We start from the raw sequence: 21,245 nt of genomic DNA, 5'->3' as shown, positions 1-21,245 counted from the left end.
GGGGATCGAGCCCGGTCACAGCGGGAACATCGCGGCCTGACCGAAGCAGACCCCATCGCCGTCGACGAGGTTCCAGACCACCGCCGGGCCGATCCGGAAGCGCCGCCCCTTGGCGCTGATGCGCACACCGGCATAATCGTCGATGAAGCCGTGGGCGGTCACGCGGTCGAGCAGGGCCTGCCGCTCTTCGCGCAGCGGCGCCTCGGCCGAGAGGCGCGAGGGCATGCCGACAAACGTCGCAAGATCGCTCTCGAATGCCGTGAGCGCGCGCGCATTGCCGAAAAAGAACAGCGGATCGGCCTCGGTGCCGTGGGCAACCACGGCAAACGGCGCCTGCCACAACGCCGCTATCGGATCGCCGCCGCGCACCAGCGGACGCCCCAGCAGGCGCTCGAAGCTCCCGGCTATCAAGGCGATCCGCGCGGCGCATCCGGGCTCGCGATAGATGGCAGGCACGGCCCCCGCCCCTTCCGTTTCCGCCTGTCCGTGCACCTCGTCCCTCCGCTGGAATGCCCGTTCGCCTAGCAGCACCGCCGCCCGTTTGCGAGCCGTCACGGCGTATCGTACCGGCGATCAGCCCGCATCGCGGTTGATGCCGCAGCCCCTGTGCGACTAGCTATCCGGCAACAAGAGATCGGGGCCAGCCCATGCGCGCGCCCGAGAGAGGAAGGATAACCGGATGAGCGATGTTCTCGGCTACAAAGGCAAGCGTGTAATCGTCAGCGGCTGCTTCTCGGGCATGGGCGAGGCGACGGCAAAGCTGCTTGTCGACCTCGGCGCAGAAGTCCACGGCTTCGACTTCAAGGAAAGCGCGGTGCCGATGGCCTCGTTCACCCGGATCGACCTGCGCGACCCGGCCAGTCTCGAAGCCGCGGTTGCCGGTGTCGGCGGCAAGATCGACGCCCTGTTCAACTGCGCGGGGCTGCCCGGCGGCGGCGGCTTCCCGGCGATGGACGTGATGAAGGTCAACTTCCTCGGCACCCGCCACCTTACCGAACAGGTCGTGCCGCTGATGGGCCAGGGCGGCGCCATCGTCTCGATCGCCTCCACCGGCGGCCTTGGCTGGAGCCGCCGCATCCCCGTCCACATGCAACTGCTTGCGACCCAGGGCTTCGACGCCGGTCTCGCCTGGTGCGAGGCCAACATGGAACAGGTCAACGAGGGTTATGCCTTCTCGAAGGAAGCGGTGATCGTCTGGACCCAGTTCATGGGCGCGCAGCTCATCAAGAAGGGCATCCGCATCAACTGCTCGCTGCCCTCGCCCACCCAGACGCCGATGATGGCGACCTTCCACGCCACTTCGGGCAAGGATGTGGTCGATGCCGCCGCCGAGCCGCTCGGCCGCTACACCACGCCCGCCGAACAGGCCGGTCCGCTGGTACTGATCTGCAGCGACCTTGCCGGCGTGGTCAACGGCATCGTCATGCCGGTGGACGGCGGTTTCATGGGCGGCCTCGCCACGGGCCAAGTGGACATCACCAAGATGATGAGCGCGGCTTCCAAGCAGCCTGCCTGATCGCTCGGCGACAAAATTCGAAAAGGGGTCGGCTGCCTGTGCATCCGGCCCCTTTTACCCCAGCCCCTTTTACCCCCGCCTCTTTTACCTATGCGTCAACCTGCTAAGGCAGTCGCAAGAACAAGGAGCAGGACCACAAGCATGACCGACGCCGTACTGTACGAGATCGACGCCGAAGGCATCGTCACGATCACTCTCAACCGGCCGGAAATGCGCAATCCGATCTCCGATCCCGAAGTGATCGAGGCCCTGCTGGGCGCCGTGGACCGGCTGGACAACGATCCCGCCGCGCGCGTCGCCATTCTCACCGGCGCGGGCAAGGGCTTCTCCTCGGGCGGCAACATCAACGAGATGAAGCCCGGCGGCAACGTCAACGGCGGCGAGCCGATCCGCACCCGGCTCAATTACAAGCGCGGCATCCAGCGCCTGCCGCTCGCCTTCGCCGCGCTCGAAGTGCCAGTGATCGCCGCCGTCAACGGCGCGGCGGCGGGTGCGGGCTGCGACCTTACCTGCATGTGCGACCTGCGCATTGCCGGTGAAAGCGCGCGTTTTGCCGAAAGCTTCGTCAAGATCGGCCTGATCGCCGGCGACGGCGGCTCCTGGCTGCTGCCGCGCGTCGTCGGCTGGTCGAAGGCCGCCGAAATGGCGCTGACCGGCGACATGATCGACGCGGCGGAGGCGCTGGCCTGCGGGCTCGTCTCCAAGGTGGTGCCCGATCACCAGTTGATGGACGAGGCCCGCGCCCTCGCCCGCCGCATCGCCGCCAACCCACCGCATGCCGTGCGCATGACCAAGCGCCTGCTGTGGGAAGGCCGCCGCGCCGATCTCGCCACCCTGCTGGAAATGGCCGCCGCCATGCAGTCCGCCGCCCACGCCACCCAGGATCACGCCGAGGCGGTCGAGGCATTCCTCGAAAAGCGACGGCCCGAATTCAAGGGGTCTTGAATTTCGATGTGATGAGTTCATATCGCACTCACACCACAATGTGAGAATGAGATACTCCAATGGCAGGCAATGTGATCGAACAGGTCCGCAAGCTCGTCGCCGAGGGCGGCATGAGCAAGTCGGGCCTTGCCCGCGCAGCCGGGCTCCACGCCAACACGCTGCGCGACTGCACCGAGCCGGACTGGAACCCCACCGCCGAAACCCTGGTCAAGCTGGAGCGCGCACTGTTCTCCAACGACGACCGCCAGATGCTTGTCCCCATCGAGGAGATCATCGACGAGGCGCGCAACGGCCGCATGTTCATCCTCGTGGATGACGAGGACCGCGAGAACGAGGGCGACCTCGTGATCCCGGCGCAGATGGCAACCCCGGCAGCGATCAACTTCATGGCCACCCATGGCCGCGGGCTGATCTGCCTGACGCTCACCAGCCAGCGCATCGACGAACTCGGCCTCGATCTGATGAGCCGCCACAACGGCACCCGCCACGAAACCGCCTTCACCGTTTCGATCGAGGCGCGCGAAGGCGTGACCACCGGCATCTCGGCGGGCGACCGCGCGCGCACGATCTCGGTCGCCATCGACGGCACCAAGAGCAAGGCCGACATCGTCACCCCCGGCCACGTCTTCCCGCTGCGCGCGCGTGACGGCGGCGTGCTGGTCCGCGCCGGCCATACCGAAGCCGCCGTCGACATCTCGCGCCTTGCCGGCCTCAACCCTTCGGGCGTGATCTGCGAGATCATGAAGGACGACGGCACCATGGCGCGCATGGACGACCTGATCGGCTTCGCCCGCATCCACGACCTCAAGATCGGCACGATCCGCGACCTCATCGCCTATCGCCGCAAGCATGACCGCATGGTCGAGAAGAAGAACGAGATCACCTTCCAGAGCCGCCACGGCGGCCAGTGGCTTGCCCGCAGCTATTACAACAAGGCCACCGGCGACGAGACGATGGCGCTGATCAAGGGCCGCATCGATCCCGCCAAGCCGACGCTGGTGCGCATGCACACGCTTTCGATGTTCACCGACGTGTTCGGCGAGGAGTCGGCGGATCGCGGCAACCTGCTGCACCGCTCGATGGAAATGATCGCGGAAGAAGGCAGCGGCGTGATCGTCGTCATCAACCGCCAGATCGGCAGCTCGATGTCCAAGGTCATGGACATCAAGCAACAGATTCGTGCGGGCGAAACGCCTGACATCGAAGAACTTCGCGACTATGGGGTGGGGGCGCAGATTCTCGCGGAACTTGGTGTCCACGACATGATCCTGCTCACCAACACGCATCATTCGCTTGTCGCGCTGGAGGGGTATGGCCTCAACATCGTGAACGAGCGCCCCATTCCCAGCACTTCCGAAGATGCTGCCGCTGAAGGAGCGAACTGACATGGCCCGTTTTCTCATCGTCGAAGCCCGCTTCTACGACCACCTCAATGACCAGCTGATCGCCGGCGCCAAGGCCGCGCTCAAGGCCGCCGGCCACAAGGCTGAAGTGATCACCGTGCCCGGCGCGCTGGAAATCCCCGCCGCCATCTCGATGGCCGAGGCGACCGGCGACTATGACGGCTACGTCGCCATCGGCGTGGTCATTCGCGGCGAGACCTACCACTTCGAAATCGTCGCCGGGGAATCGGCACGCGGTATCATGGCGCTGACCATGGACAGCATTGCCATCGGCAACGGCATCCTTACCGTCGAGAACGAGGAACAGGCGCTGGTCCGCGCCGATCCCGCACAGAAGGACAAGGGCGGCGAAGCCGCCAAGGCCGCCATCGCGCTCTACGACCTCAAGGAGCGCTTCGCCTGACGGAGTAAGGAATGGCTGACACGATCCCGGTCTCCGACCTGAAGGACAGCCCGCACTGCGAGCACCCCTGCCTTGGCGGCATCCGCCTGGTGCTGGGTGGAAACGTCTTCGGATGGACAATCGATCGGGATCGCAGCCTTGCGGTCCTCGACGCCTTCTACGAAGCCGGCGGCCGCATGATCGACACGGCCGACGGTTATTCCAACTGGGTTCCCGGTCACAAGGGCGGCGAATCCGAAACGATCATCGGTGAATGGCTGAAAACGCGCGGGGTCCGCTCCGAGATGCGCATCGCCACCAAGACCGGTCAGGGCGGCGCACCTGGCATGCTGGCTCCCGACACTGTCCGCGCGGCGCTAGAGGCGTCTCTGCAGCGGTTGTGCACCGATTATGTCGATCTCTACTACGCCCACCGCGATGACGCCGCGACGCCGCTGGACGAAGTGGCCGAAGCCTACGATCAGGCGTTTACCTCGGGCCGCGCCCGCGAACTGGGCGCGTCGAACTACTCCCCCGCCCGGCTTTCCGCCATCCTCGCGGTGGCTGGCGAGAGGGGTCTTCACCCCTTCACCGTACTGCAACCGCTCTACAACCTCGTCGCCCGCGCGCAGTTCGAGGGCGGCTTGCAGGACATCTGCGTTGAACGGGGAATCGCGGCATTCCCGTATTATGGCCTCGCTGCAGGCTTCCTGACGGGCAAGTACACGCAGGCCGATCAATGGGCCGGAACAGCCCGCGCCCACGCGCTCGACGAGGCTGCCGCCGGAAACGGCTGGCAGAGTCTGGCCTGGCTTCGCAGGATCGCCGATGAATTGGGCGCCACTCCCGCGCAAACCGCACTAGCCTGGCTCAACACGCGGGCAGGCGTTGCCGCCCCCATTGCCAGCGCCACTTCGCCCGAGAAAGTGCGCGAGCTTGCCATGATCTGCGATTTGCAACCTCCCGCGGAAGCCTTTCTCGCCAACGACGCACGAGGGTAGCCAAGCAAATACCCCTATTCTGCATGGAATTCCGCCAGAACATCAGATAAATAGTTCTGACGGAAGCCATCCGGCGCCCGTTATCCATCCTCAAGTTGCATGTATCCAACTTGGACACCATAAAAAGTCCGGTTTGCAAATTGGCCGGATACTGTAGCCAGAGAAAGAAGTATCCGAATTCGATCTTAATCGGACACATCATTAACCAAGAATACCCCGCCTACGGGACGAGGGTCGCAACCCATGCCCCCGGGAAGCGGGGCCCGACCGGGCACGCACCCGCGACGGAGGAGTACTGCAGGTGAACATCGAAGCGAAGCGCAGTGCGCTGATCGAAGCCATGATGGCCAACCTCGCCCAACTCGAGAACCTGGGCGCCGAAATCGCCGCGGCCCACATGCAGGCCGCCATCGACGCGCTGCGACGCGATTCGGGCCTGGACCAAGACCCCTCCGATCTGGACTAACCGACCGCTGACGCCGCCGCTCGCGCATGCAACAAACCCTGCAAGGTGCGGCACGACACGTCGATGCGGTTTCGCCGATTTGAAGCGAAAACACATCGGCGCGGCGGACTGCAGCCTTGCAGGAGCAATTGCTGCGACTCGTATTCGTGCTCGGCGCCCCCCTCGACACGGATCATTGCGGCCACAAGGCTTGGTGGGCTCAGTTGTATGGAGAAGACCGATCAGTTGATGCGCAATCGGGCGAAGGCCATTCGCCTTATTGGAATTGCCAACGAGCTTCTCGCCATGGCGCGCGAACTCGAAATCGGACAGACGATAGCCACAGAAATCGCCAATTCGGTACAACGGGAAAGCGGCAAGACATCGGCCAGCCAGGACCATCCCATCTGGGTCGAACTGGCCCGCCAGACGTACGATGACCGGCGGCGCCGCACGAAGATCTTCGATTCGGAGGAACTTTTCGGCGAGCCTGCCTGGGACATCCTCCTCGACCTGTTCATCGCGGCCAAGGAACGGCGCCGCGTCTCGGTAACAAGTGCCTGCATCGGCTCCGCCGTCCCGTCCACAACCGCGCTGCGCTGGATCACGATCCTCGAAAAGCAGGGATTGCTGATGCGCGAGGCGGACCCCGGAGATGCGCGCCGCGTCTACGTAAAGCTAAGCGCGCGGGGCTATGCCGCCATGCTGGAATATTTTTCCTCCGCATCGCGCTCGGTCGTCCTGCTTGACGATCCCCGACAGGAATTGGCCGCCGCACGCTAGAGCGTTTCCCAATCAGGTGGAATCGCTTGATGACCCGGAAAACCAAAATCTTAGAGCAGTTTATCCGATGCAATCGGATCGGAAACTGCTCCAGGAAACAGCCGGCTGCAAAAAGGGCCCGGCTTCCGAAAGAAGCCAGGCCCTTGTTTTCAGCTACCGATAGGTTCAGCGCGCGAGGCGGGCGAACGCCGAGGCTCCGGCAAAGCGCGCAGCCCTGCCAAGCTCTTCCTCGATGCGGATCAGTTGGTTGTACTTGGCAAGCCGGTCCGAACGGGCGAGCGAGCCGGTCTTGATCTGACCGCAGTTGGTGGCGACGGCGAGGTCGGCGATGGTGGCATCTTCAGTTTCACCCGAACGGTGCGACATCACAGCGGTGTAGCCGGCGCGATTGGCGATCGAAACAGCCTCCAGCGTCTCGGTCAGGGTGCCGATCTGGTTGACCTTGACCAGCAGCGAGTTCGCCATGCCCTTCTCGATGCCCATGGTCAGACGCTTGGGGTTGGTCACGAACAGGTCGTCGCCAACAAGCTGTACCTTGTGACCAAGCTTTTCGGTGAGCGCAGTCCAGCCTTCGAAGTCATCCTCGGCCATGCCGTCCTCGACCGACACGATCGGATAAGCACCGCAGAGGTCGACAAGGTAGTCGGCGAACTGGATCGGGCTGAGCGAAAGACCTTCGCCGCTGATCTCATACTTGCCGTTCTTGAAGAACTCGGTGGCCGCGCAGTCGAGCGCGAGCTGAACGTCGACGCCGGGCTTGAAGCCGGCCTTCTCGATCGAGGCGAGCACGAAGTCGAGCGCGGCCCGTGTGCTGGCGATGTTGGGGGCGAAACCGCCTTCGTCACCCACGGCCGTCGCGAGACCCTTCTCGTGCAGGCCCTTTTTCAGGGTGTGGAAGATTTCCGAACCCCAACGCACCGCTTCGGCGATCGAATCGGCGCCGACCGGCATGATCATGAATTCCTGGAAATCGATCGGGTTGTCTGCATGCTCGCCGCCATTGATGATGTTCATCATCGGTACCGGCAGGACATGCGCCGAAACACCGCCAACGTAGGAATAGAGCGGCAGGCCACGTGCATTGGCGGCCGCCTTGGCGGCAGCGAGGCTGACGCCGAGGATCGCGTTGGCGCCAAGACGCCCCTTGTTCTCGGTCCCGTCGAGTTCGATCATGGCAAGATCGAGGTCCCGCTGGTCTTCGGCATCCATGCCCACCAGTTCCTCGGCGATTTCGGTGTTCACCGAATCAACGGCCTTGAGCACGCCCTTGCCGAGGTAACGGCTCTTGTCACCGTCACGCAGCTCCACCGCCTCATGGGCACCGGTCGAGGCGCCCGAAGGCACCGCGGCGCGGCCGAAGCTGCCGTCTTCAAGGAGAACGTCGACTTCGACGGTGGGATTGCCACGACTGTCGAGAATTTCGCGGCCGTGGATATCGATGATCGCGGTCATGCTGGGAATTCCTCCTTAAAGGCGCCTTCGAACGAGGCTTCGGCGCTCTTGAGGGCGTCTTAGCAGGGGAACCCGAGGTTACAAGTTGCGTTGCAGCACAGAGTGCAAGATGTGTTACACTTAATGTGCATCGCCTATAGGCGAATGACCGGGTTAACCGACAACGAGGAGTGAAACCCCATGGCCGATCCAACGACGGAAACCGGAAACGGAACCGAAAATGCCAAGAGCCACTTCACCAAGGCCATGGAAGAAGTCCGTGCCGGAGCGGCTGCGCTGGGCAAGGAAGCCCAGAGCGCGGCGGAAGGTTACCTCGGCAAGCTGAACGAAGCGAAGACCGAATGGTCGAGCGAGGCCAAGGTCCGCTCGGAAGATGCCAAGGTGAAAGCGAGTGCCTTCGCGGACGACGCGAAGGTGAAAGCCAGCGCCTTCGCGGACGACGCCAAGGTCAAGGCGGTCGACCTTGCCAACCAGGGCAAGGCCAAGACCAGCCAGGCCATGATCAGCCTGTCGAAGGTGATCGACGACAACGTCAGCCTGATCGACGAGAAGGTCGGTCCCAAGTACGGCGACTACGCCCGCTCGGCGGCAAAGTCCGTTTCCGGCGCCGCGACCAAGCTCGACGAGAAAAGCCTCGACGAACTGGGCGACGAAGCCCGCGAATTCGTGCGCAAGAGCCCCGGCGTGGCGATCGGCGCGGCCATCGCGGCAGGCTTCCTGCTTGGCCGCCTGTTCAAGAAGAGCAACTGATCGGGCAGGTCGGGACAGATCGCGACAATGCTCGATCCCGCACCGTCCCTCGGCCTTGAGACCGAGGAGGAGGACCTTTCGTTCGCCCAGGACCTTCGGTTGCTGGCAGAGGAAGCGCGTACACTGGCCCAGGCCGAACTGGCCTTCCAGAAAGCGCGCGCCGCCTATGTCAGTGCCGAATTGCGCACGATCACCTTGCTCGGCATGCTCGGCGCTGTCTTCGTGTTCTTTGCACTGATGGCGCTGGTGGTCGGCTTTGTCATCGCGCTTGGCAGCGTTCTGGGGCCCTGGGCGGCGATGGCGGCGGGGACTTTGATCATCGGCGGCATCGCCCTTGCCCTGCTCCTGCTGGCGCGGGCTCGCATGCGGCGGATGCGTACGGCTCTTTCGGCGGGAGACGCCTGATGTCCGCACTCGCCCATCGCCTCGCCGAGCATCGCGCCACCAGGGACGCGGCCAGGGTCGCGTTCGATGCCCATTACGCCGCGATCAAGGCCGATATCGATGAACGCGGCATCGGCGGTCGCCTTGCTGATGAGGCGATCGAAAAGGCCATCGACGTCCTCGATGAAGCCGTCACCGTGGTTGAGGAACACCCTGCCGCAGTGGGGGGAACCTTCACGGCGCTGGTGCTTTGGATCTTCCGAAATCCGATCCTTTCGCTGGTCTCCGACGTGTTGGGCCGACTGCACGGTGAAGGATCGCACGGTAACGACAGTAAAAAGGAGTTCGACGGTGAGCGAAGCTGAACCGAAAACGCCAGCTCAGTCGGCAACCGAGGCCAATCTCGGCGCGGTGGTGCCGATCAGGGCAAAGCCGGCGCAGGACGAGCGCCCTTCCCGCAAGATCATCGCATTTGCCAAGGAGCATCCCGTACTGGTCGTGGCAGGCGGGCTTGCGGCAGGGGCGCTTGTCAGCGCGCTGCTCCCCAGGCGCCTGACGCGCGGCGTTGCCGGCAAGGCGTTGAACCGCTCGGTCGCATTGGCCGAAGCGGCAGGCGGCGCGGCAGCGTTGCTGGGACGTAACGCCTCTGACAAGGCCCATGATCTTGGCATCGGCGCCAGGCGCGAGGCCGGCCACCTTGCCGACCGCGCCGAGAAGGCCGGCGGCGCCGCCGCGGAGCGACTCGAGCGATTCGGGTTGGCCGCCCTCGCCGCAGCTGGAGCGCTGGGCAAGGCAGCGGCCGAAAAGGCCGGTAGCACGGCCGAAAAGGCTGGAAAATTCGGTCATGAAGCTGCGGAAACCGCGTCGGAATCGTCGCAACGTTTCGCTCGGCGCATTCAGGATTTCGCGCAGCGCATCAGTCGTTGATAAATTATCGATAATGATTTACAGGAGCATTAAAGAGCCGCATCGCAGGCGCGATCGGCTCTTGCCCTGCTGATCGCCACGACCTATGGGGACCTTCGTCTCTCCCACAGGAAAGCGATCCCTCTCCATGCAGAAACTTCACCTCGTGATGGGTGGCCGGGTCAAGGACCCGCGCACGCTCGAATTCGCCGATCTGAACGAACTCGATCTCGTCGGCGTCTACCCCGACTATGCCGCGGCCGAAGACGCATGGCGCTCGGCTGCGCAGCGCACCGTCGACGATGCCGAAATGAAGTACGTCATCGTGCACCTTCACCGCCTGCTCCAGCCGGACCAGCCGGAAGCCTGAGCCTTAGCCTGACAAGGCTCCCCGCTTCCAACTGGCAAGCGGATACGAAAAAGGCCGGCTTTCGCCGGCCTTTTCTTTTGCCTGCCGCAGCCGGACGAGATCAGATGAACTCGATCTTCTGCACCAGGTAGAACTTGTCGCCCGAGGGCACGGTCACTTCGACCTCGTCCTCGATCCGGCGACCGATCAGCGCCTTGCCCAGCGGCGAGTTGTAGCTGATCCGCCCAACCTTGGCATCGGCCTCGTAAGGACCGACGATCTGGTACTTCACCGGCTTGTCGTCATCGTCGAGCAAGGTCACGGTAGCACCGAAGATGATCTTCTCGCTGGTCAGCGTGGCCGGGTCCACGATCTGGGCACGACTGATCTTGTCTTCCAGATCGGCGATCGTGGCTTCAACCTGGCCCTGGCGTTCCTTGGCCGCGTGGTACTCGGCATTTTCCGAGAGATCCCCGTGCGCGCGCGCTTCCTCGATCGCATCGACGATCCGCGGGCGTTCCTCGCGGAGCGCCTTGATCTCTGCGGTCAGCTTCTCATACCCTTCGGCGAGCATGGGGAGCTTTTCGATACTGGCCATCAAACACTTCCTTCCTGCAACCTCCCCGCACGCGAAACCAGTCGGAGGCGACTAGTTCCCTGCCCCGCCCCTCAGGAAATTTCCGGGGGCGGGCCGATCCGCAGCGATGTGGGGAGGCTAGATCGATTTCAGTTATAATAATCCTGCAACGAACGCACTTCAAGCTGGGTCCCGCGCAGGGCGGAAATTGCCTGTGCAGCAGCGACGCTGGCGGTTGCAGTGGTGAAGTAGGGGATCTTGCCGGTCAGCGCCGAAGCGCGGATCGATTGCGAATCCTTGAGGCTCTGCCAACCCTCGGTGGTGTTGAAGATCAGCGCGATCTCGCCGTCGACGATCTTGTCGACGATGTGCGGACGGCCTTCAGCGACCTTGTTGACCAGCTCCACCGGAACCCCGGCTTCGCTCAGGTACTTGTGGGTACCGGCCGTGGCGACGATCTTGAAGCCTTCCTTCACCAGCGTCTGCACGCCAGGCAGGATCACGGCCTTGTCGCTGTCCTTCACCGACACGAACACCGTGCCACTGTCGGGCAGGCGCATGCCCGCACCCAGCTGGGCCTTGAGGAAGGCACGCGGGAAGTCGGCGTCGAGGCCCATGACTTCGCCGGTGGACTTCATTTCGGGGCTCAACACCGGGTCGACGCCCGGGAAGCGCGCGAACGGGAACACCGCTTCCTTGACCGCCATGTACGACAGGTCGCGCTTGAACGGCGGGAAGTCCGACAGCTTCTCGCCCGCCATCACGCGGCTGGCGATCTTGGCAACCGGCTGGCCAAGCGCCTTGGCGACGAACGGCACGGTACGCGAAGCACGCGGGTTGACCTCGATGAGGTAGACCTCACCGTCCTTCACCGCGAACTGGATGTTCATCAGGCCGCGCACGCCGAGCCCGAAGGCCAGCGCTTCCGCCTGGCGTTCCATTTCCGCGATGATCTCGGCCGGCAGGCTGTAGGGCGGCAGGGTGCAGGCGCTGTCACCGGAGTGGATGCCCGCTTCCTCGATGTGCTGCATGACGCCGGCCACGACAACCTGCTCGCCGTCGCAGAGCGCGTCGACGTCGCATTCAACGGCATCACGCAGATACTGGTCGATCAGCACCGGGCTGTCACCCGAGACCTGGACGGCGGTGGTGATGTAGTCGTCAAGCTGCTGCTCGCTGTCGACGATTTCCATCGCGCGGCCACCCAGCACGTAGCTGGGACGCATGAGGACGGGGTAGCCGATGCGATTGGCGACGGCGACGGCCTCGTCACGGCTGCGGGCAATGCCGTTGGCAGGCTGCTTGAGGCCCAGCTTCTCGACCAGAGCCGAGAAACGCTCGCGGTCTTCCGCAAGGTCGATGGCGTCGGGCGACGTGCCGAGGATCGGGATGCCCGCATCCTCGAGCGCCTGCGCGAGCTTCAGCGGGGTCTGCCCGCCGAACTGCACGATCACGCCGACGAGTTCGCCCTTCGACTGTTCGACACGCAGGATTTCCAGCACGTCCTCGGCCGTCAGCGGCTCGAAGTAGAGGCGGTCCGAAGTGTCATAGTCGGTCGAGACGGTCTCGGGGTTGCAGTTGACCATGATGGTCTCGTAGCCGGCCTCGGCAAGCGCGAAGCAGGCGTGGACGCAGCAGTAGTCGAACTCGATGCCCTGGCCGATGCGGTTGGGACCGCCGCCGAGGATGACGACCTTCCTGCGCTCCGACGGATTGGCCTCGTTCTCGGGCTCACCGAAGATCGGGGCTTCGTAGGTCGAGTACATGTAGGGCGTCACCGCCTCGAACTCGGCCGCGCAGGAGTCGATGCGCTTGAACACCGGGTGGACGCCCAGCTTGCCGCGCAGCTTACGCACTTCGTCCTCGCTGGTGGCACCCGCCATCGCCAGCAACGCATCGTGCAGCAGGCCCGAGCGCTTGGCCTGGGTCTCGCCCATGCCGCCCGCGACGCCGACCGAACGCACGGCGAGCGTGGCAAGACGCTTGTCCGAGAAGCCCATCGCCTTGAGGCGGCGCATGCCCTGCGCATCGGCCGGCAGGCCGTGCTTCATGATGTTGGCTTCTTCGGCGATGATCTCTTCGATGTGGCGAAGGAACCACTTGTCGTAATGCGCGATCGCGTGGATCTCGTCCACGGTGAAGCCTTCGCGGAAGGCCTGCGCGACGTGCAGCAGACGCTCCGGGGTCGCCTTCGACAGCGCCGCGGTGATCACGTCACGGCCCGCACCTTCCAGTTCGACCACGCGGTTGAAACCGTCGAGGCCGGTTTCAAGACCGCGCAGGGCCTTCTGCATCGATTCCTTGATGTTGCGGCCGATCGCCATGACTTCGCCGACCGACTTCATCGCGGTGGTGAGGTCGTTCTTGGCGCCCTTGAACTTCTCGAAGGCGAAGCGCGGGATCTTGGTGACGACGTAGTCGATGGTCGGTTCGAACGCCGCCGGCGTGGCGCCGGTGATCTCGTTCATGATCTCGTCGAGCGTGTAGCCGACGGCCAGCTTCGCCGCGACGCGCGCGATCGGGAAACCGGTGGCCTTCGAGGCAAGCGCGGACGAGCGCGAGACGCGCGGGTTCATCTCGATGACGATCAGGCGGCCGTCCTTCGGGTTGACCGCGAACTGCACGTTGGAACCGCCGGTCTCGACGCCGATCTCGCGCAGCACCTCGATCGAGGCGTTGCGCATGATCTGGTATTCCTTGTCGGTCAGCGTCAGCGCCGGAGCGACGGTGATCGAGTCGCCGGTGTGGACACCCATCGGATCGACGTTCTCGATCGAGCAGATGATGATGCAGTTGTCGTGCTTGTCGCGCACGACCTCCATCTCATACTCCTTCCAGCCGAGCAGCGATTCCTCGATCAGCACTTCGGTGGTGGGAGAGGCGTCGAGACCCGAGCGCACGATCGTCTCGAACTCGGCCTTGTTGTAGGCGATGCCGCCGCCGGTGCCGCCCATCGTGAAGCTGGGACGGATGATCGACGGCAGGCCGGTGGTCTCCAGCACCTTGAACGCCTCGTCCATGGTGTGGGCCACGCCCGAACGGGCCGAGTTGAGGCCGATCTTGTCCATCGCGTCGCGGAAGCGCTGGCGATCCTCGGCCTTGTCGATGGCGTCGGCATCGGCGCCGATCATCTGCACGCCGAACTTCTCCAGCGTGCCGTCGTTGAACAGCGCCAGCGCGCAGTTCAGCGCGGTCTGGCCGCCCATCGTCGGGAGCACCGCATCGGGGCGCTCCTTCTCGATGATCTTGGCGACCACTTCCGGGGTGATCGGCTCGACATAAGTGGAGTCGGCCATGTCCGGGTCGGTCATGATCGTGGCCGGGTTCGAGTTGACCAGGATGACCCGGTAACCCTCTTCCTTGAGCGCCTTGATCGCCTGCGTCCCCGAATAATCGAATTCGCAAGCCTGGCCGATGATGATCGGGCCAGCGCCGATGACGAGGATCGAGGAGATGTCTGTGCGCTTGGGCATGGGCTGTCCTGGGGTGTCCTGTGTGTCTTGTATGTCGGACTGGCGGCCTAGGCCACCAGTTCGCCAAACGCCTTGTCCCAGTAATCCGGGCCTTCGGCTTTGGCTTGGAGAATGATCGGGTTGCTTTCCTGTTCCATGCGGATCACCGCCTTGAACCGGTCAGCCTGAAACTGGTGCATCGAGCCGCCATATTCGCCCTGCGTCGTCGACCAGGCGCCCGCCTCGAGCATCCTGTCGATGAACGCCTTGCCGGCTTCCTTCGCGTGCTTGCGCACCTTGGGGCCGAACTTGCGAACCGCCACCGAGACTTTGTCCTCGAAAATGAGCTGCAGTTCCCCGTAAGGGTAGAACCGCGGCGCAACCGAGAGTTCGGCAGCCTGTCCGGCAATGTAGTAAGCGAGCATGTGGTCGATGAGGTCGGTCATGGCGTGGCACCTTGCTTAACACGGGTTCCCGGCGCGAAGGCCGGAATTTCCCGTGCATAGGCAAAGTGCGATACCGGGTCGAAAACTCGCTGGTCCGCACCGGCAATGATCGCCGATGCGGGGCGCGGCACGAATGCCGCCATCAAGTTCCAACCCGTTACGCCCATCAGGCCAGCATCCCCACGAACTTCTCGAAGAGATAGAAGCTGTCCTGCGGACCGGGGCTGGCTTCCGGGTGATACTGCACGCCGAACGCCTTCTTGCCCTTGATCGCGATGCCGCAGTTCGAACCGTCGAACAGCGAGACGTGGGTCTCCTCGACGTTTTCGGGCAGCGACTGGTTGTCGACCGCGAAGCCATGGTTCATCGAGGTGATCTCGACAACGCCGTCGGTCAGGCGCTTCACCGGGTGGTTGGCGCCGCGATGCCCCTGGTGCATCTTCGAGGTCCTGGCGCCGGCCGCAAGGCCGAGCATCTGGTGACCGAGGCAGATACCGAAGACCGGCACGTCGCGGTCAAGCAGCGACTTGATGACGGGCACGGCATATTCGCCGGTCGCGGCAGGGTCGCCCGGGCCGTTCGAGAGGAACACGCCCGCCGGCTCCAGCGCGAGGATGGCCTCGAGCGAGGTTTCGGCGGGAACCACCGTCACGCGGGCCCCGGCCTTCACCAGGTTGCGGAAGATGTTGTCCTTGGCGCCGTAGTCGATGGCGACGACATGCGGCAGAGCATCACCCTCGGTCGCGCCGAAGCCCTGGCCGAGTTCCCAGGTCGAACCTTCCCAGCCCTCCTGGATCTCGCGGCTGACGATCTTGGCAAGGTCCATGCCTTCGAGGCCCGGCCATTCCTGCGCACGCTTGATGAGCGCGGGAATGTCGAACTCGCCCGCCGGATTATGGGCGATCACCGCGTTGGGCGCGCCCTGCAGGCGGATGCGGCGGGTCAGCGCGCGGGTATCGACCCCGGCGAGACCGACCTTGCCCTTGGCGGCGAGCCAATCGCCGAACTCACCGGCAGAGCGGAAGTTCGAGGGCAGCGTCACGTCCTCGCGGACAACGCAGCCAACGGCGCCATCGACCCGGGATTCGAGATCCTCGTCGTTGACACCGACATTGCCGATGTGGGGGAAAGTGAACGTGACGATCTGGCCCGCGTAGGACGGGTCAGTCATCACTTCCTGATACCCGGTCATCGCGGTGTTGAAGCAGACTTCACCGACTGCTTCGCCAACGGCTCCAAAGCCGCGGCCCCAGACCACGTGTCCATCGCTCAGGACGAGAACGCCTGTCGCCCCTTCAGGTTTGGGCGCAAGCGTATATGCGGCGTCGGCCATGGTGGGTCGCTCCGTTTTCGGCGTTTCTGACTATGTGTGCTAAGGCCCGCCCGCTAGACAGGGTTGTGCACCGCGTCAAGGCGCGAGAGGTGCAATTTGGCGCGCGGCTTGCTAGTTTTGCGCCATCACCCTTTTCCAGAACCAGCAGAACAGCAGGAAAACAATGCTTCGTGATTCGATCAAGGCCGCCCAGATCACCGCGATGAAGGCGGGCGACAAGCCGCGCCTCGCCGCGGTTCGCCTCATCCTTGCCAAGATCAAGGACCGCGACATCGAACTGCGCACCGCCGATTCTCTTCCCGACGACGATGCCATGGTGATCGACGTGCTCCAGAAGATGGTGAAGCAGCGCCGCGAATCGATCCAGCTCTTCGAGGAAGGTGGCCGTCCCGAAAAGGCCGCCGAGGAGAAGGCCGAACTGGAGGTGATCGAGACTTTCCTTCCCGCCCAGCTCTCCGAGGAAGAAACCAAGGCCCTGATCGAGGCGATCAAGGCCGAAGTCGGCGCCGAGAGCATGAAGGACATGGGCAAGGTCGTCGCCGCGCTGAAGGCACGCCACGGCACCCAGCTCGACATGGGCAAGGCTTCGGGCTGGGTGAAGGCGGCGCTGGCCTGACCTGACACGCGATAGGGCGGCAGGACCGTGCTTACCCCTCAATGGCTCGACCAGCTTCGCACGCGGATCACGCTGTCCGCGCTGATCGGTCGCTCGACCCGCCTCACCAAGGCGGGGCGCGAGTTCAAGGCCTGCTGCCCGTTCCACAACGAGAAGTCTCCAAGCTTCACCGTCAACGATGAAAAGGGCTTCTATCACTGCTTTGGCTGCGGCGCACATGGAGATGCGATCCGCTGGATGACCGATCACCAGGGCCTGTCCTTCATGGACGCGGTCAAGGAATTGGCGGCCGAAGCGGGGATGGACGTCCCTGCCCCCGATCCGCGCGCGGCCAAGGCGGCCGAAAAGCGCGACACGCTTCATGACGTGATGGCCGCCGCGCAGGGCTGGTTCGTGCAGAACCTTTCCGCCCCCGGCGGCGAATCGGCGCGCGCCTACCTCGCGACCCGCGGGTTCGACGCCCACACCCTCCAGCGATTCGGCTTCGGCTACGCTCCGGAAGGCCGCCAGGCGATGAAGGAAGCGCTCGGCAAGTTTCCCGAGGCCATGCTGATCGAGGCGGGCCTCAGGATCGAAGTCGAAGGCCGCGATCCCTACGACCGCTTCCGCGGCCGCCTGATGCTGCCGATCGAGGATGCACGCGGCCGGGTCATCGCTTTCGGCGGCCGTATTCTCACCAAGGAGAAGACGGATGCGCCCAAGTATCTGAACTCTCCCGACACCCCCCTCTTCGACAAGGGCCGCACGCTCTACAATCTGCACCGCGCCGCGCCTGCCGCGCGCCAGTCTGGCCGGATGGTCGTGGTCGAGGGCTACATGGATGTGGTCGCGATGGCGGCGGCGGGCATTGGCGAATGCGTCGCGCCGCTCGGCACCGCGCTGACCGAGCAGCAGATCGAGATGCTCTGGCGCCACGTCGAGATGCCGATCCTGTGTTTCGACGGAGACGCCGCCGGCCAGCGCGCGGCGATGCGCGCGGTAACCCGCGCCCTGCCCCTGCTGCGCCCTGCCCATTCCCTGCGGATCGTCCGCCTGCCTGAAGGGCTTGACCCCGACGACCTTATCAAGGCCAGGGGCGCACGGGCGATGGAAGACGTGCTGGGCGCCGCCAAGAGCCTGATCGAAGTGCTCTGGGACGTGGAACGCGATGCCCAGCCGCTCACCACGCCCGAAGACAAGGCCGGTCTCAAGGCGCGACTGATGGCCCATGTCGATGCGATCCAGCACCCGGACATCGCCAGCCTCTATCGGCGCGAGTTGCAGGACCGCTATTCCGAATTCGCCTTCCCCAAGCGCGAAAGCCGCTGGCAGCAGGGCGGCGGTCAGGGCGGAGCGTTCAAGCCCAATCCGCCGCGCGGCGGGGGCCGGGGCAATTTCCAGAAAGGCCGCTGGAGCCCGATCCCCGAATCGGATCCCGAATCACTCGAACGCCTGCGCAAGGCGATCGCGGGCGGCGCGCGCGACGCCCTTTCGGCCGCCGTTCTGGCCGGGCTCATCCGCTGGCCCGACCAGATCATCCGTCACGCGGAAGCCCTGGCCCGCACCCCGGGGCTCGACCCCCGCTTTTCCTTGCTGCTTGATTGCTGCCACATGCACGAACCGCTTGAAAGCGCAGCGCTTGCCTCCATATTGGCCGACAGTGGTCTGGAGATCCCCGGCACCGCCGAATACTCAGGATTGCGCTTCGGGTTCCTGAATCCCGATACCGGCGCGGATCAGGCGGCAGAGGATCTTGTGCAGGCGGTCGATCTCTTGGTGGAACGTCCGGTTCTGGAGGCGGCATTGGCACAGGCAACGGCGCGGTTCGAAAACGAACTGTCCGACGATGCTTTTGCCGAGCAGCAACGCCTCCTCAAGAGAAAGCTGGAATTTGACAGTCGCCTCAGGCAAATGGCGACAAGACAGGCGGCTTCGTCCTGATTGTATAATCAGTTCGGATGCACGGGGATAACGGCGAAGAATGAGCAAAAACGACAACACCGGCGAACCGAACGACGATGCGCCGCTGATCGATCTCAACGAAGCTTCCATCAAGAAGCTTATCGCCCGCGCCAAACGCCGCGGCATCATTACTTACGACGAGCTCAACGAAGCGCTCCCGCAGGACATGTCTTCCGACCAGATCGAGGACATCACCGCCGCGCTGAACGAGATGGGCGTCAACATCGTCGAGAGCGATGAAGATGCCGACGGTCAGGAAGACAATGATTCCGACCGGGATACCGACACCGACGATGCGGATGGCGACGACGCCGGCCCGCGCATGGTCGTCGAGACCAAGAAGAAGGAAACGGTCGAGCGGACCGACGACCCCGTCCGCATGTACCTGCGCGAGATGGGCGCGGTCGAACTGCTCAGCCGCGAAGGCGAAATCGCCATCGCCAAGCGCATCGAGGCCGGCCGCGACATGATGATCCTGGGCCTGTGCGAGAGCCCGATCACCTTCCACGCGATCATCCAGTGGTCCGAAGCCCTCAACAACGGTGAAATGCAACTGCGCGAGATCCTCGATCTCGACGCCATGCTTGCCAAGGAACCCGCGCCCGAAAGCCTGAGCGAAGACGGCGAAGGCGACGAGGACGGGGAGATCAGCGAAGCCACCGCCGGCCCCACGTTCAAGGACGAGGACGATTCCGACGAGGACAACTCGGAGGAAGTCGACGAGGACGGCAACCCGATCCCCAAGCGCGAAGCCGAGGAAGAGGAGGAGGACAACACCCTCAGCCTCGCCCAGATGGAAGCGGCCCTCAAGCCCGAGGCGCTGGAGAAGTTCCTGCTCATCACCGAGCTGTTCCAGACCTTCGAACGCCTCCAGTCGGAACGCCTCGAAGCGCTGGCGCTGGGCATCGACTTCCCTGCCGCCAAGGAAGAACAGTACCATTCGCTGCGCGAGGAACTGACTGCGCAGGTCGAATCGGTGAAGTTCCACGCGACGAAGATCGAATACCTCGTCGACAACCTCTACGCCTTCAACCGCCGCCTCACCACGCTAGGCGGCCAGATGCTGCGCCTGGCCGAGCGCCACAAGGTCAAGCGTGCCGACTTCCTCGAGACCTACGTGGGCCGCGAGCTGGACGACACCTGGCTCACCGACATGGCTAAGAAGGACAAGAAGTGGGCTGCCTTCGCCGAAAACGAAGCGGACCCTGTCGAGCGTATCCGCGCGGAAGTCTCGGACATCGCCGCCGCCACCGGCATGGCGCTTCCCGAGTTCCGCCGCATCGTCAACATGGTCCAGAAGGGTGAGCGCGAAGCTCGCATCGCCAAGAAGGAAATGGTCGAGGCGAACCTGCGCCTCGTCATCTCGATCGCCAAGAAGTACACCAACCGCGGCCTGCAGTTCCTGGATCTCATCCAGGAGGGCAACATCGGCCTGATGAAGGCGGTCGACAAGTTCGAGTACCGCCGCGGCTACAAGTTCTCGACCTATGCCACCTGGTGGATCCGTCAGGCCATCACCCGCTCGATCGCGGATCAGGCCCGAACGATCCGTATCCCGGTGCACATGATCGAGACGATCAACAAGCTGGTGCGCACCAGCCGCCAGTTCCTCCACGAGCAGGGCCGCGAGCCGACGCCGGAGGAAATGGCCGAGCGCCTGTCGATGCCGCTCGAGAAGGTGCGCAAGGTGATGAAGATCGCCAAGGAGCCGATCAGCCTCGAAACGCCGATCGGCGACGAGGAGGATTCGCACCTCGGCGACTTCATCGAGGACAAGAACGCGATCATCCCGGTCGACGCCGCGATCCAGGCGAACCTCAAGGAAACGGTCACCCGTGTCCTTGCCTCTCTCACCCCGCGCGAGGAACGCGTGCTGCGCATGCGCTTCGGCATCGGCATGAACACCGACCACACGCTCGAGGAAGTCGGCCAGCAGTTCTCGGTCACCCGCGAACGTATCCGCCAGATCGAGGCAAAGGCCCTGCGCAAGCTCAAGCACCCGAGCCGCAGCCGCAAGATGCGCTCGTTCCTCGATCAGTAACGGCTGCCTGAAGATGAAAGGACCCCGCTTCGGCGGGGTTCTTTTTTAGCCCCCTCACCCCTCAGGCTGGAAAAAGACAAGACCCATGGCCTTCGGAGATACCGACATCGTCAGCGAAGCAGGCGCGCGTGAAGCACTCCGTTGTGCCGCCGCCGCCTGCGTCACGTTTGCTTCGTTTGTAATCCTGGAACTGCTGTGGATGGTTCGCATCGCAGGCCTTCAGGTGTGGCTTTCTCTGCCAATGGCGCTACTCGTTCTCATCGCATGGATCCCCGTCGGTTCGTTTGCCTGTGCTGCGCGCTTTGCAGCGTACAAGGGGGAACACACCGGCTACCTGATGCTTGCCACCCTGCTGGCAACGGTTCTTGCTACCGCCTACCTCGCGCTGCCCGTTGGTGCCATCGGCGTTTTCGCCGTTATCCCGATCGGGACGCTGGCACTCGTGGTCTGCAAACTCGTGCAACAAGGCATGCGCGGCGCACGGAATCTGCGCGAGCCATCGCCCGAGTTCTTCGAGTAGCGC

The 21,245-nt window shown here is 64.0% G+C and carries 22 protein-coding genes; 16 read left to right on the top strand and 6 right to left on the bottom strand.

Features of this window, described 5'->3' with window-relative positions; genetic code table 11:
• Positions 1-15 precede the first annotated feature (15 nt).
• Complete coding sequence (locus tag DM450_RS06570) at positions 16-456, bottom strand: MEKHLA domain-containing protein (RefSeq protein WP_260610261.1); 441 nt, start codon at positions 454-456, stop codon at positions 16-18.
• A 223-nt stretch (positions 457-679) separates the two neighbouring features.
• Here DM450_RS06570 and DM450_RS06565 point away from each other — a divergent pair, with 223 nt between their 5' ends.
• From DM450_RS06565 to DM450_RS06540, 7 genes are all read left to right on the top strand, one after another.
• Positions 680-1,516, top strand: coding sequence for a coniferyl-alcohol dehydrogenase (locus DM450_RS06565; protein ID WP_142633477.1), 837 nt, complete (start codon positions 680-682; stop codon positions 1,514-1,516).
• 141 nt (positions 1,517-1,657) lie between these two features.
• Positions 1,658-2,461: a crotonase/enoyl-CoA hydratase family protein gene (locus DM450_RS06560; protein WP_142633475.1), complete on the top strand. Its 804-nt coding sequence runs from the start codon at positions 1,658-1,660 to the stop codon at positions 2,459-2,461.
• 59 nt (positions 2,462-2,520) lie between these two features.
• Positions 2,521-3,846: a 3,4-dihydroxy-2-butanone-4-phosphate synthase gene (gene ribB, locus DM450_RS06555; protein WP_142633474.1), complete on the top strand. Its 1,326-nt coding sequence runs from the start codon at positions 2,521-2,523 to the stop codon at positions 3,844-3,846.
• Between the two features lies 1 nt (position 3,847).
• Positions 3,848-4,267 (top strand): 6,7-dimethyl-8-ribityllumazine synthase, encoded by a 420-nt coding sequence (gene ribH, locus DM450_RS06550; protein WP_142633472.1) that lies wholly within the window; start codon positions 3,848-3,850, stop codon positions 4,265-4,267.
• Between the two features lie 11 nt (positions 4,268-4,278).
• A complete protein-coding gene (locus DM450_RS06545) occupies positions 4,279-5,247 on the top strand; it encodes an aldo/keto reductase (RefSeq protein WP_142633470.1) in 969 nt (322 codons plus the stop codon).
• Between the two features lie 301 nt (positions 5,248-5,548).
• Entirely contained in the window at positions 5,549-5,713 is a 165-nt protein-coding gene (locus tag DM450_RS25745) for a hypothetical protein (protein WP_185928726.1), read from the top strand.
• Positions 5,714-5,920: 207 nt separating this feature from the next.
• Complete coding sequence (locus DM450_RS06540; RefSeq protein WP_142633468.1) at positions 5,921-6,475, top strand: winged helix DNA-binding protein; 555 nt, start codon at positions 5,921-5,923, stop codon at positions 6,473-6,475.
• A gap of 165 nt (positions 6,476-6,640) precedes the next feature.
• Here DM450_RS06540 and eno read toward each other — a convergent pair whose 3' ends face one another.
• Positions 6,641-7,927 carry a phosphopyruvate hydratase gene (eno, locus tag DM450_RS06535; protein ID WP_142633466.1) on the bottom strand — a complete coding sequence of 429 codons (1,287 nt, stop codon included), beginning with the start codon at positions 7,925-7,927 and terminating at the stop codon, positions 6,641-6,643.
• A 180-nt stretch (positions 7,928-8,107) separates the two neighbouring features.
• On the opposite strand from eno, the gene DM450_RS06530 reads away from it, so the two are divergent.
• The 5 genes from DM450_RS06530 (at position 8,108) to DM450_RS06510 (ending at position 10,337) form a co-directional block, all read left to right on the top strand.
• Complete coding sequence (locus tag DM450_RS06530; RefSeq protein WP_142633464.1) at positions 8,108-8,677, top strand: hypothetical protein; 570 nt, start codon at positions 8,108-8,110, stop codon at positions 8,675-8,677.
• Between the two features lie 27 nt (positions 8,678-8,704).
• Entirely contained in the window at positions 8,705-9,082 is a 378-nt protein-coding gene (locus DM450_RS06525) for a phage holin family protein (RefSeq protein ID WP_142633462.1), read from the top strand.
• Positions 9,082-9,426, top strand: a complete 345-nt coding sequence (locus DM450_RS06520; protein ID WP_260610259.1) for a hypothetical protein — start codon at positions 9,082-9,084, stop codon at positions 9,424-9,426. Before DM450_RS06525 ends, DM450_RS06520 begins: the two co-directional genes overlap by 1 nt.
• On the top strand, positions 9,413-9,988 hold the full coding sequence (locus DM450_RS06515) for a hypothetical protein (RefSeq protein ID WP_142633461.1): 576 nt from the start codon (positions 9,413-9,415) through the stop codon (positions 9,986-9,988). Before DM450_RS06520 ends, DM450_RS06515 begins: the two co-directional genes overlap by 14 nt.
• Before the next feature lie 127 nt (positions 9,989-10,115).
• A complete protein-coding gene (locus DM450_RS06510) occupies positions 10,116-10,337 on the top strand; it encodes a DUF4170 domain-containing protein (RefSeq protein WP_142633459.1) in 222 nt (73 codons plus the stop codon).
• Positions 10,338-10,437: 100 nt separating this feature from the next.
• Here DM450_RS06510 and greA read toward each other — a convergent pair whose 3' ends face one another.
• From greA to carA, 4 genes are all read right to left on the bottom strand, one after another.
• Positions 10,438-10,914: a transcription elongation factor GreA gene (gene greA, locus DM450_RS06505; protein WP_142633457.1), complete on the bottom strand. Its 477-nt coding sequence runs from the start codon at positions 10,912-10,914 to the stop codon at positions 10,438-10,440.
• A 128-nt stretch (positions 10,915-11,042) separates the two neighbouring features.
• Positions 11,043-14,366 carry a carbamoyl-phosphate synthase large subunit gene (gene carB / locus DM450_RS06500; protein WP_142633455.1) on the bottom strand — a complete coding sequence of 1,108 codons (3,324 nt, stop codon included), beginning with the start codon at positions 14,364-14,366 and terminating at the stop codon, positions 11,043-11,045.
• 47 nt (positions 14,367-14,413) lie between these two features.
• Positions 14,414-14,791, bottom strand: a complete 378-nt coding sequence (locus DM450_RS06495) for a hypothetical protein (protein WP_142633453.1) — start codon at positions 14,789-14,791, stop codon at positions 14,414-14,416.
• 166 nt (positions 14,792-14,957) lie between these two features.
• Positions 14,958-16,124 carry a glutamine-hydrolyzing carbamoyl-phosphate synthase small subunit gene (gene carA, locus DM450_RS06490; RefSeq protein WP_142633451.1) on the bottom strand — a complete coding sequence of 389 codons (1,167 nt, stop codon included), beginning with the start codon at positions 16,122-16,124 and terminating at the stop codon, positions 14,958-14,960.
• A 163-nt stretch (positions 16,125-16,287) separates the two neighbouring features.
• Here carA and DM450_RS06485 point away from each other — a divergent pair, with 163 nt between their 5' ends.
• The 4 genes from DM450_RS06485 to DM450_RS06470 all read left to right on the top strand — a co-directional run bounded on the left by DM450_RS06485 (position 16,288) and on the right by DM450_RS06470 (position 21,242).
• Positions 16,288-16,740: a GatB/YqeY domain-containing protein gene (locus DM450_RS06485; RefSeq protein ID WP_142633449.1), complete on the top strand. Its 453-nt coding sequence runs from the start codon at positions 16,288-16,290 to the stop codon at positions 16,738-16,740.
• Positions 16,741-16,767: 27 nt separating this feature from the next.
• Positions 16,768-18,660, top strand: a complete 1,893-nt coding sequence (gene dnaG, locus DM450_RS06480) for a DNA primase (protein ID WP_142633447.1) — start codon at positions 16,768-16,770, stop codon at positions 18,658-18,660.
• A 40-nt stretch (positions 18,661-18,700) separates the two neighbouring features.
• A complete protein-coding gene (gene rpoD / locus DM450_RS06475) occupies positions 18,701-20,722 on the top strand; it encodes an RNA polymerase sigma factor RpoD (protein ID WP_142633445.1) in 2,022 nt (673 codons plus the stop codon).
• Positions 20,723-20,807: 85 nt separating this feature from the next.
• Positions 20,808-21,242, top strand: coding sequence for a hypothetical protein (locus DM450_RS06470; protein ID WP_142633443.1), 435 nt, complete (start codon positions 20,808-20,810; stop codon positions 21,240-21,242).
• Positions 21,243-21,245 lie beyond the last annotated feature (3 nt).

The organism is Sphingomonas sp. IC081, assembly GCF_006874585.1.
Taxonomy (GTDB): Bacteria; Pseudomonadota; Alphaproteobacteria; order Sphingomonadales; family Sphingomonadaceae; genus Novosphingobium.
The sequence above is the reverse complement of the archived record's forward strand: the minus strand, read 5'-3'. Positions and strand labels throughout refer to the sequence as shown.

Bases quoted from the DNA above. Each gene is read 5' to 3' on its own strand.
- DM450_RS06495 (WP_142633453.1), bottom strand. From the start codon at position 14,791: ATGACCGACCTCATCGACCACATGCTCGCTTACTACATTGCCGGACAG.
- DM450_RS06560 (WP_142633475.1), top strand. From the start codon at position 1,658: ATGACCGACGCCGTACTGTACGAGATCGACGCCGAAGGCATCGTCACG.
- ribH (WP_142633472.1), top strand. From the start codon at position 3,848: ATGGCCCGTTTTCTCATCGTCGAAGCCCGCTTCTACGACCACCTCAAT.
- DM450_RS06470 (WP_142633443.1), top strand. From the start codon at position 20,808: ATGGCCTTCGGAGATACCGACATCGTCAGCGAAGCAGGCGCGCGTGAA.
- carA (WP_142633451.1), bottom strand. From the start codon at position 16,124: ATGGCCGACGCCGCATATACGCTTGCGCCCAAACCTGAAGGGGCGACA.
- DM450_RS06530 (WP_142633464.1), top strand. From the start codon at position 8,108: ATGGCCGATCCAACGACGGAAACCGGAAACGGAACCGAAAATGCCAAG.
- rpoD (WP_142633445.1), top strand. From the start codon at position 18,701: ATGAGCAAAAACGACAACACCGGCGAACCGAACGACGATGCGCCGCTG.
- DM450_RS06525 (WP_142633462.1), top strand. From the start codon at position 8,705: ATGCTCGATCCCGCACCGTCCCTCGGCCTTGAGACCGAGGAGGAGGAC.
- DM450_RS06545 (WP_142633470.1), top strand. From the start codon at position 4,279: ATGGCTGACACGATCCCGGTCTCCGACCTGAAGGACAGCCCGCACTGC.
- carB (WP_142633455.1), bottom strand. From the start codon at position 14,366: ATGCCCAAGCGCACAGACATCTCCTCGATCCTCGTCATCGGCGCTGGC.
- DM450_RS06510 (WP_142633459.1), top strand. From the start codon at position 10,116: ATGCAGAAACTTCACCTCGTGATGGGTGGCCGGGTCAAGGACCCGCGC.
- DM450_RS06485 (WP_142633449.1), top strand. From the start codon at position 16,288: ATGCTTCGTGATTCGATCAAGGCCGCCCAGATCACCGCGATGAAGGCG.
- DM450_RS06540 (WP_142633468.1), top strand. From the start codon at position 5,921: ATGGAGAAGACCGATCAGTTGATGCGCAATCGGGCGAAGGCCATTCGC.
- DM450_RS06520 (WP_260610259.1), top strand. From the start codon at position 9,082: ATGTCCGCACTCGCCCATCGCCTCGCCGAGCATCGCGCCACCAGGGAC.
- ribB (WP_142633474.1), top strand. From the start codon at position 2,521: ATGGCAGGCAATGTGATCGAACAGGTCCGCAAGCTCGTCGCCGAGGGC.
- eno (WP_142633466.1), bottom strand. From the start codon at position 7,927: ATGACCGCGATCATCGATATCCACGGCCGCGAAATTCTCGACAGTCGT.
- DM450_RS06565 (WP_142633477.1), top strand. From the start codon at position 680: ATGAGCGATGTTCTCGGCTACAAAGGCAAGCGTGTAATCGTCAGCGGC.
- greA (WP_142633457.1), bottom strand. From the start codon at position 10,914: ATGGCCAGTATCGAAAAGCTCCCCATGCTCGCCGAAGGGTATGAGAAG.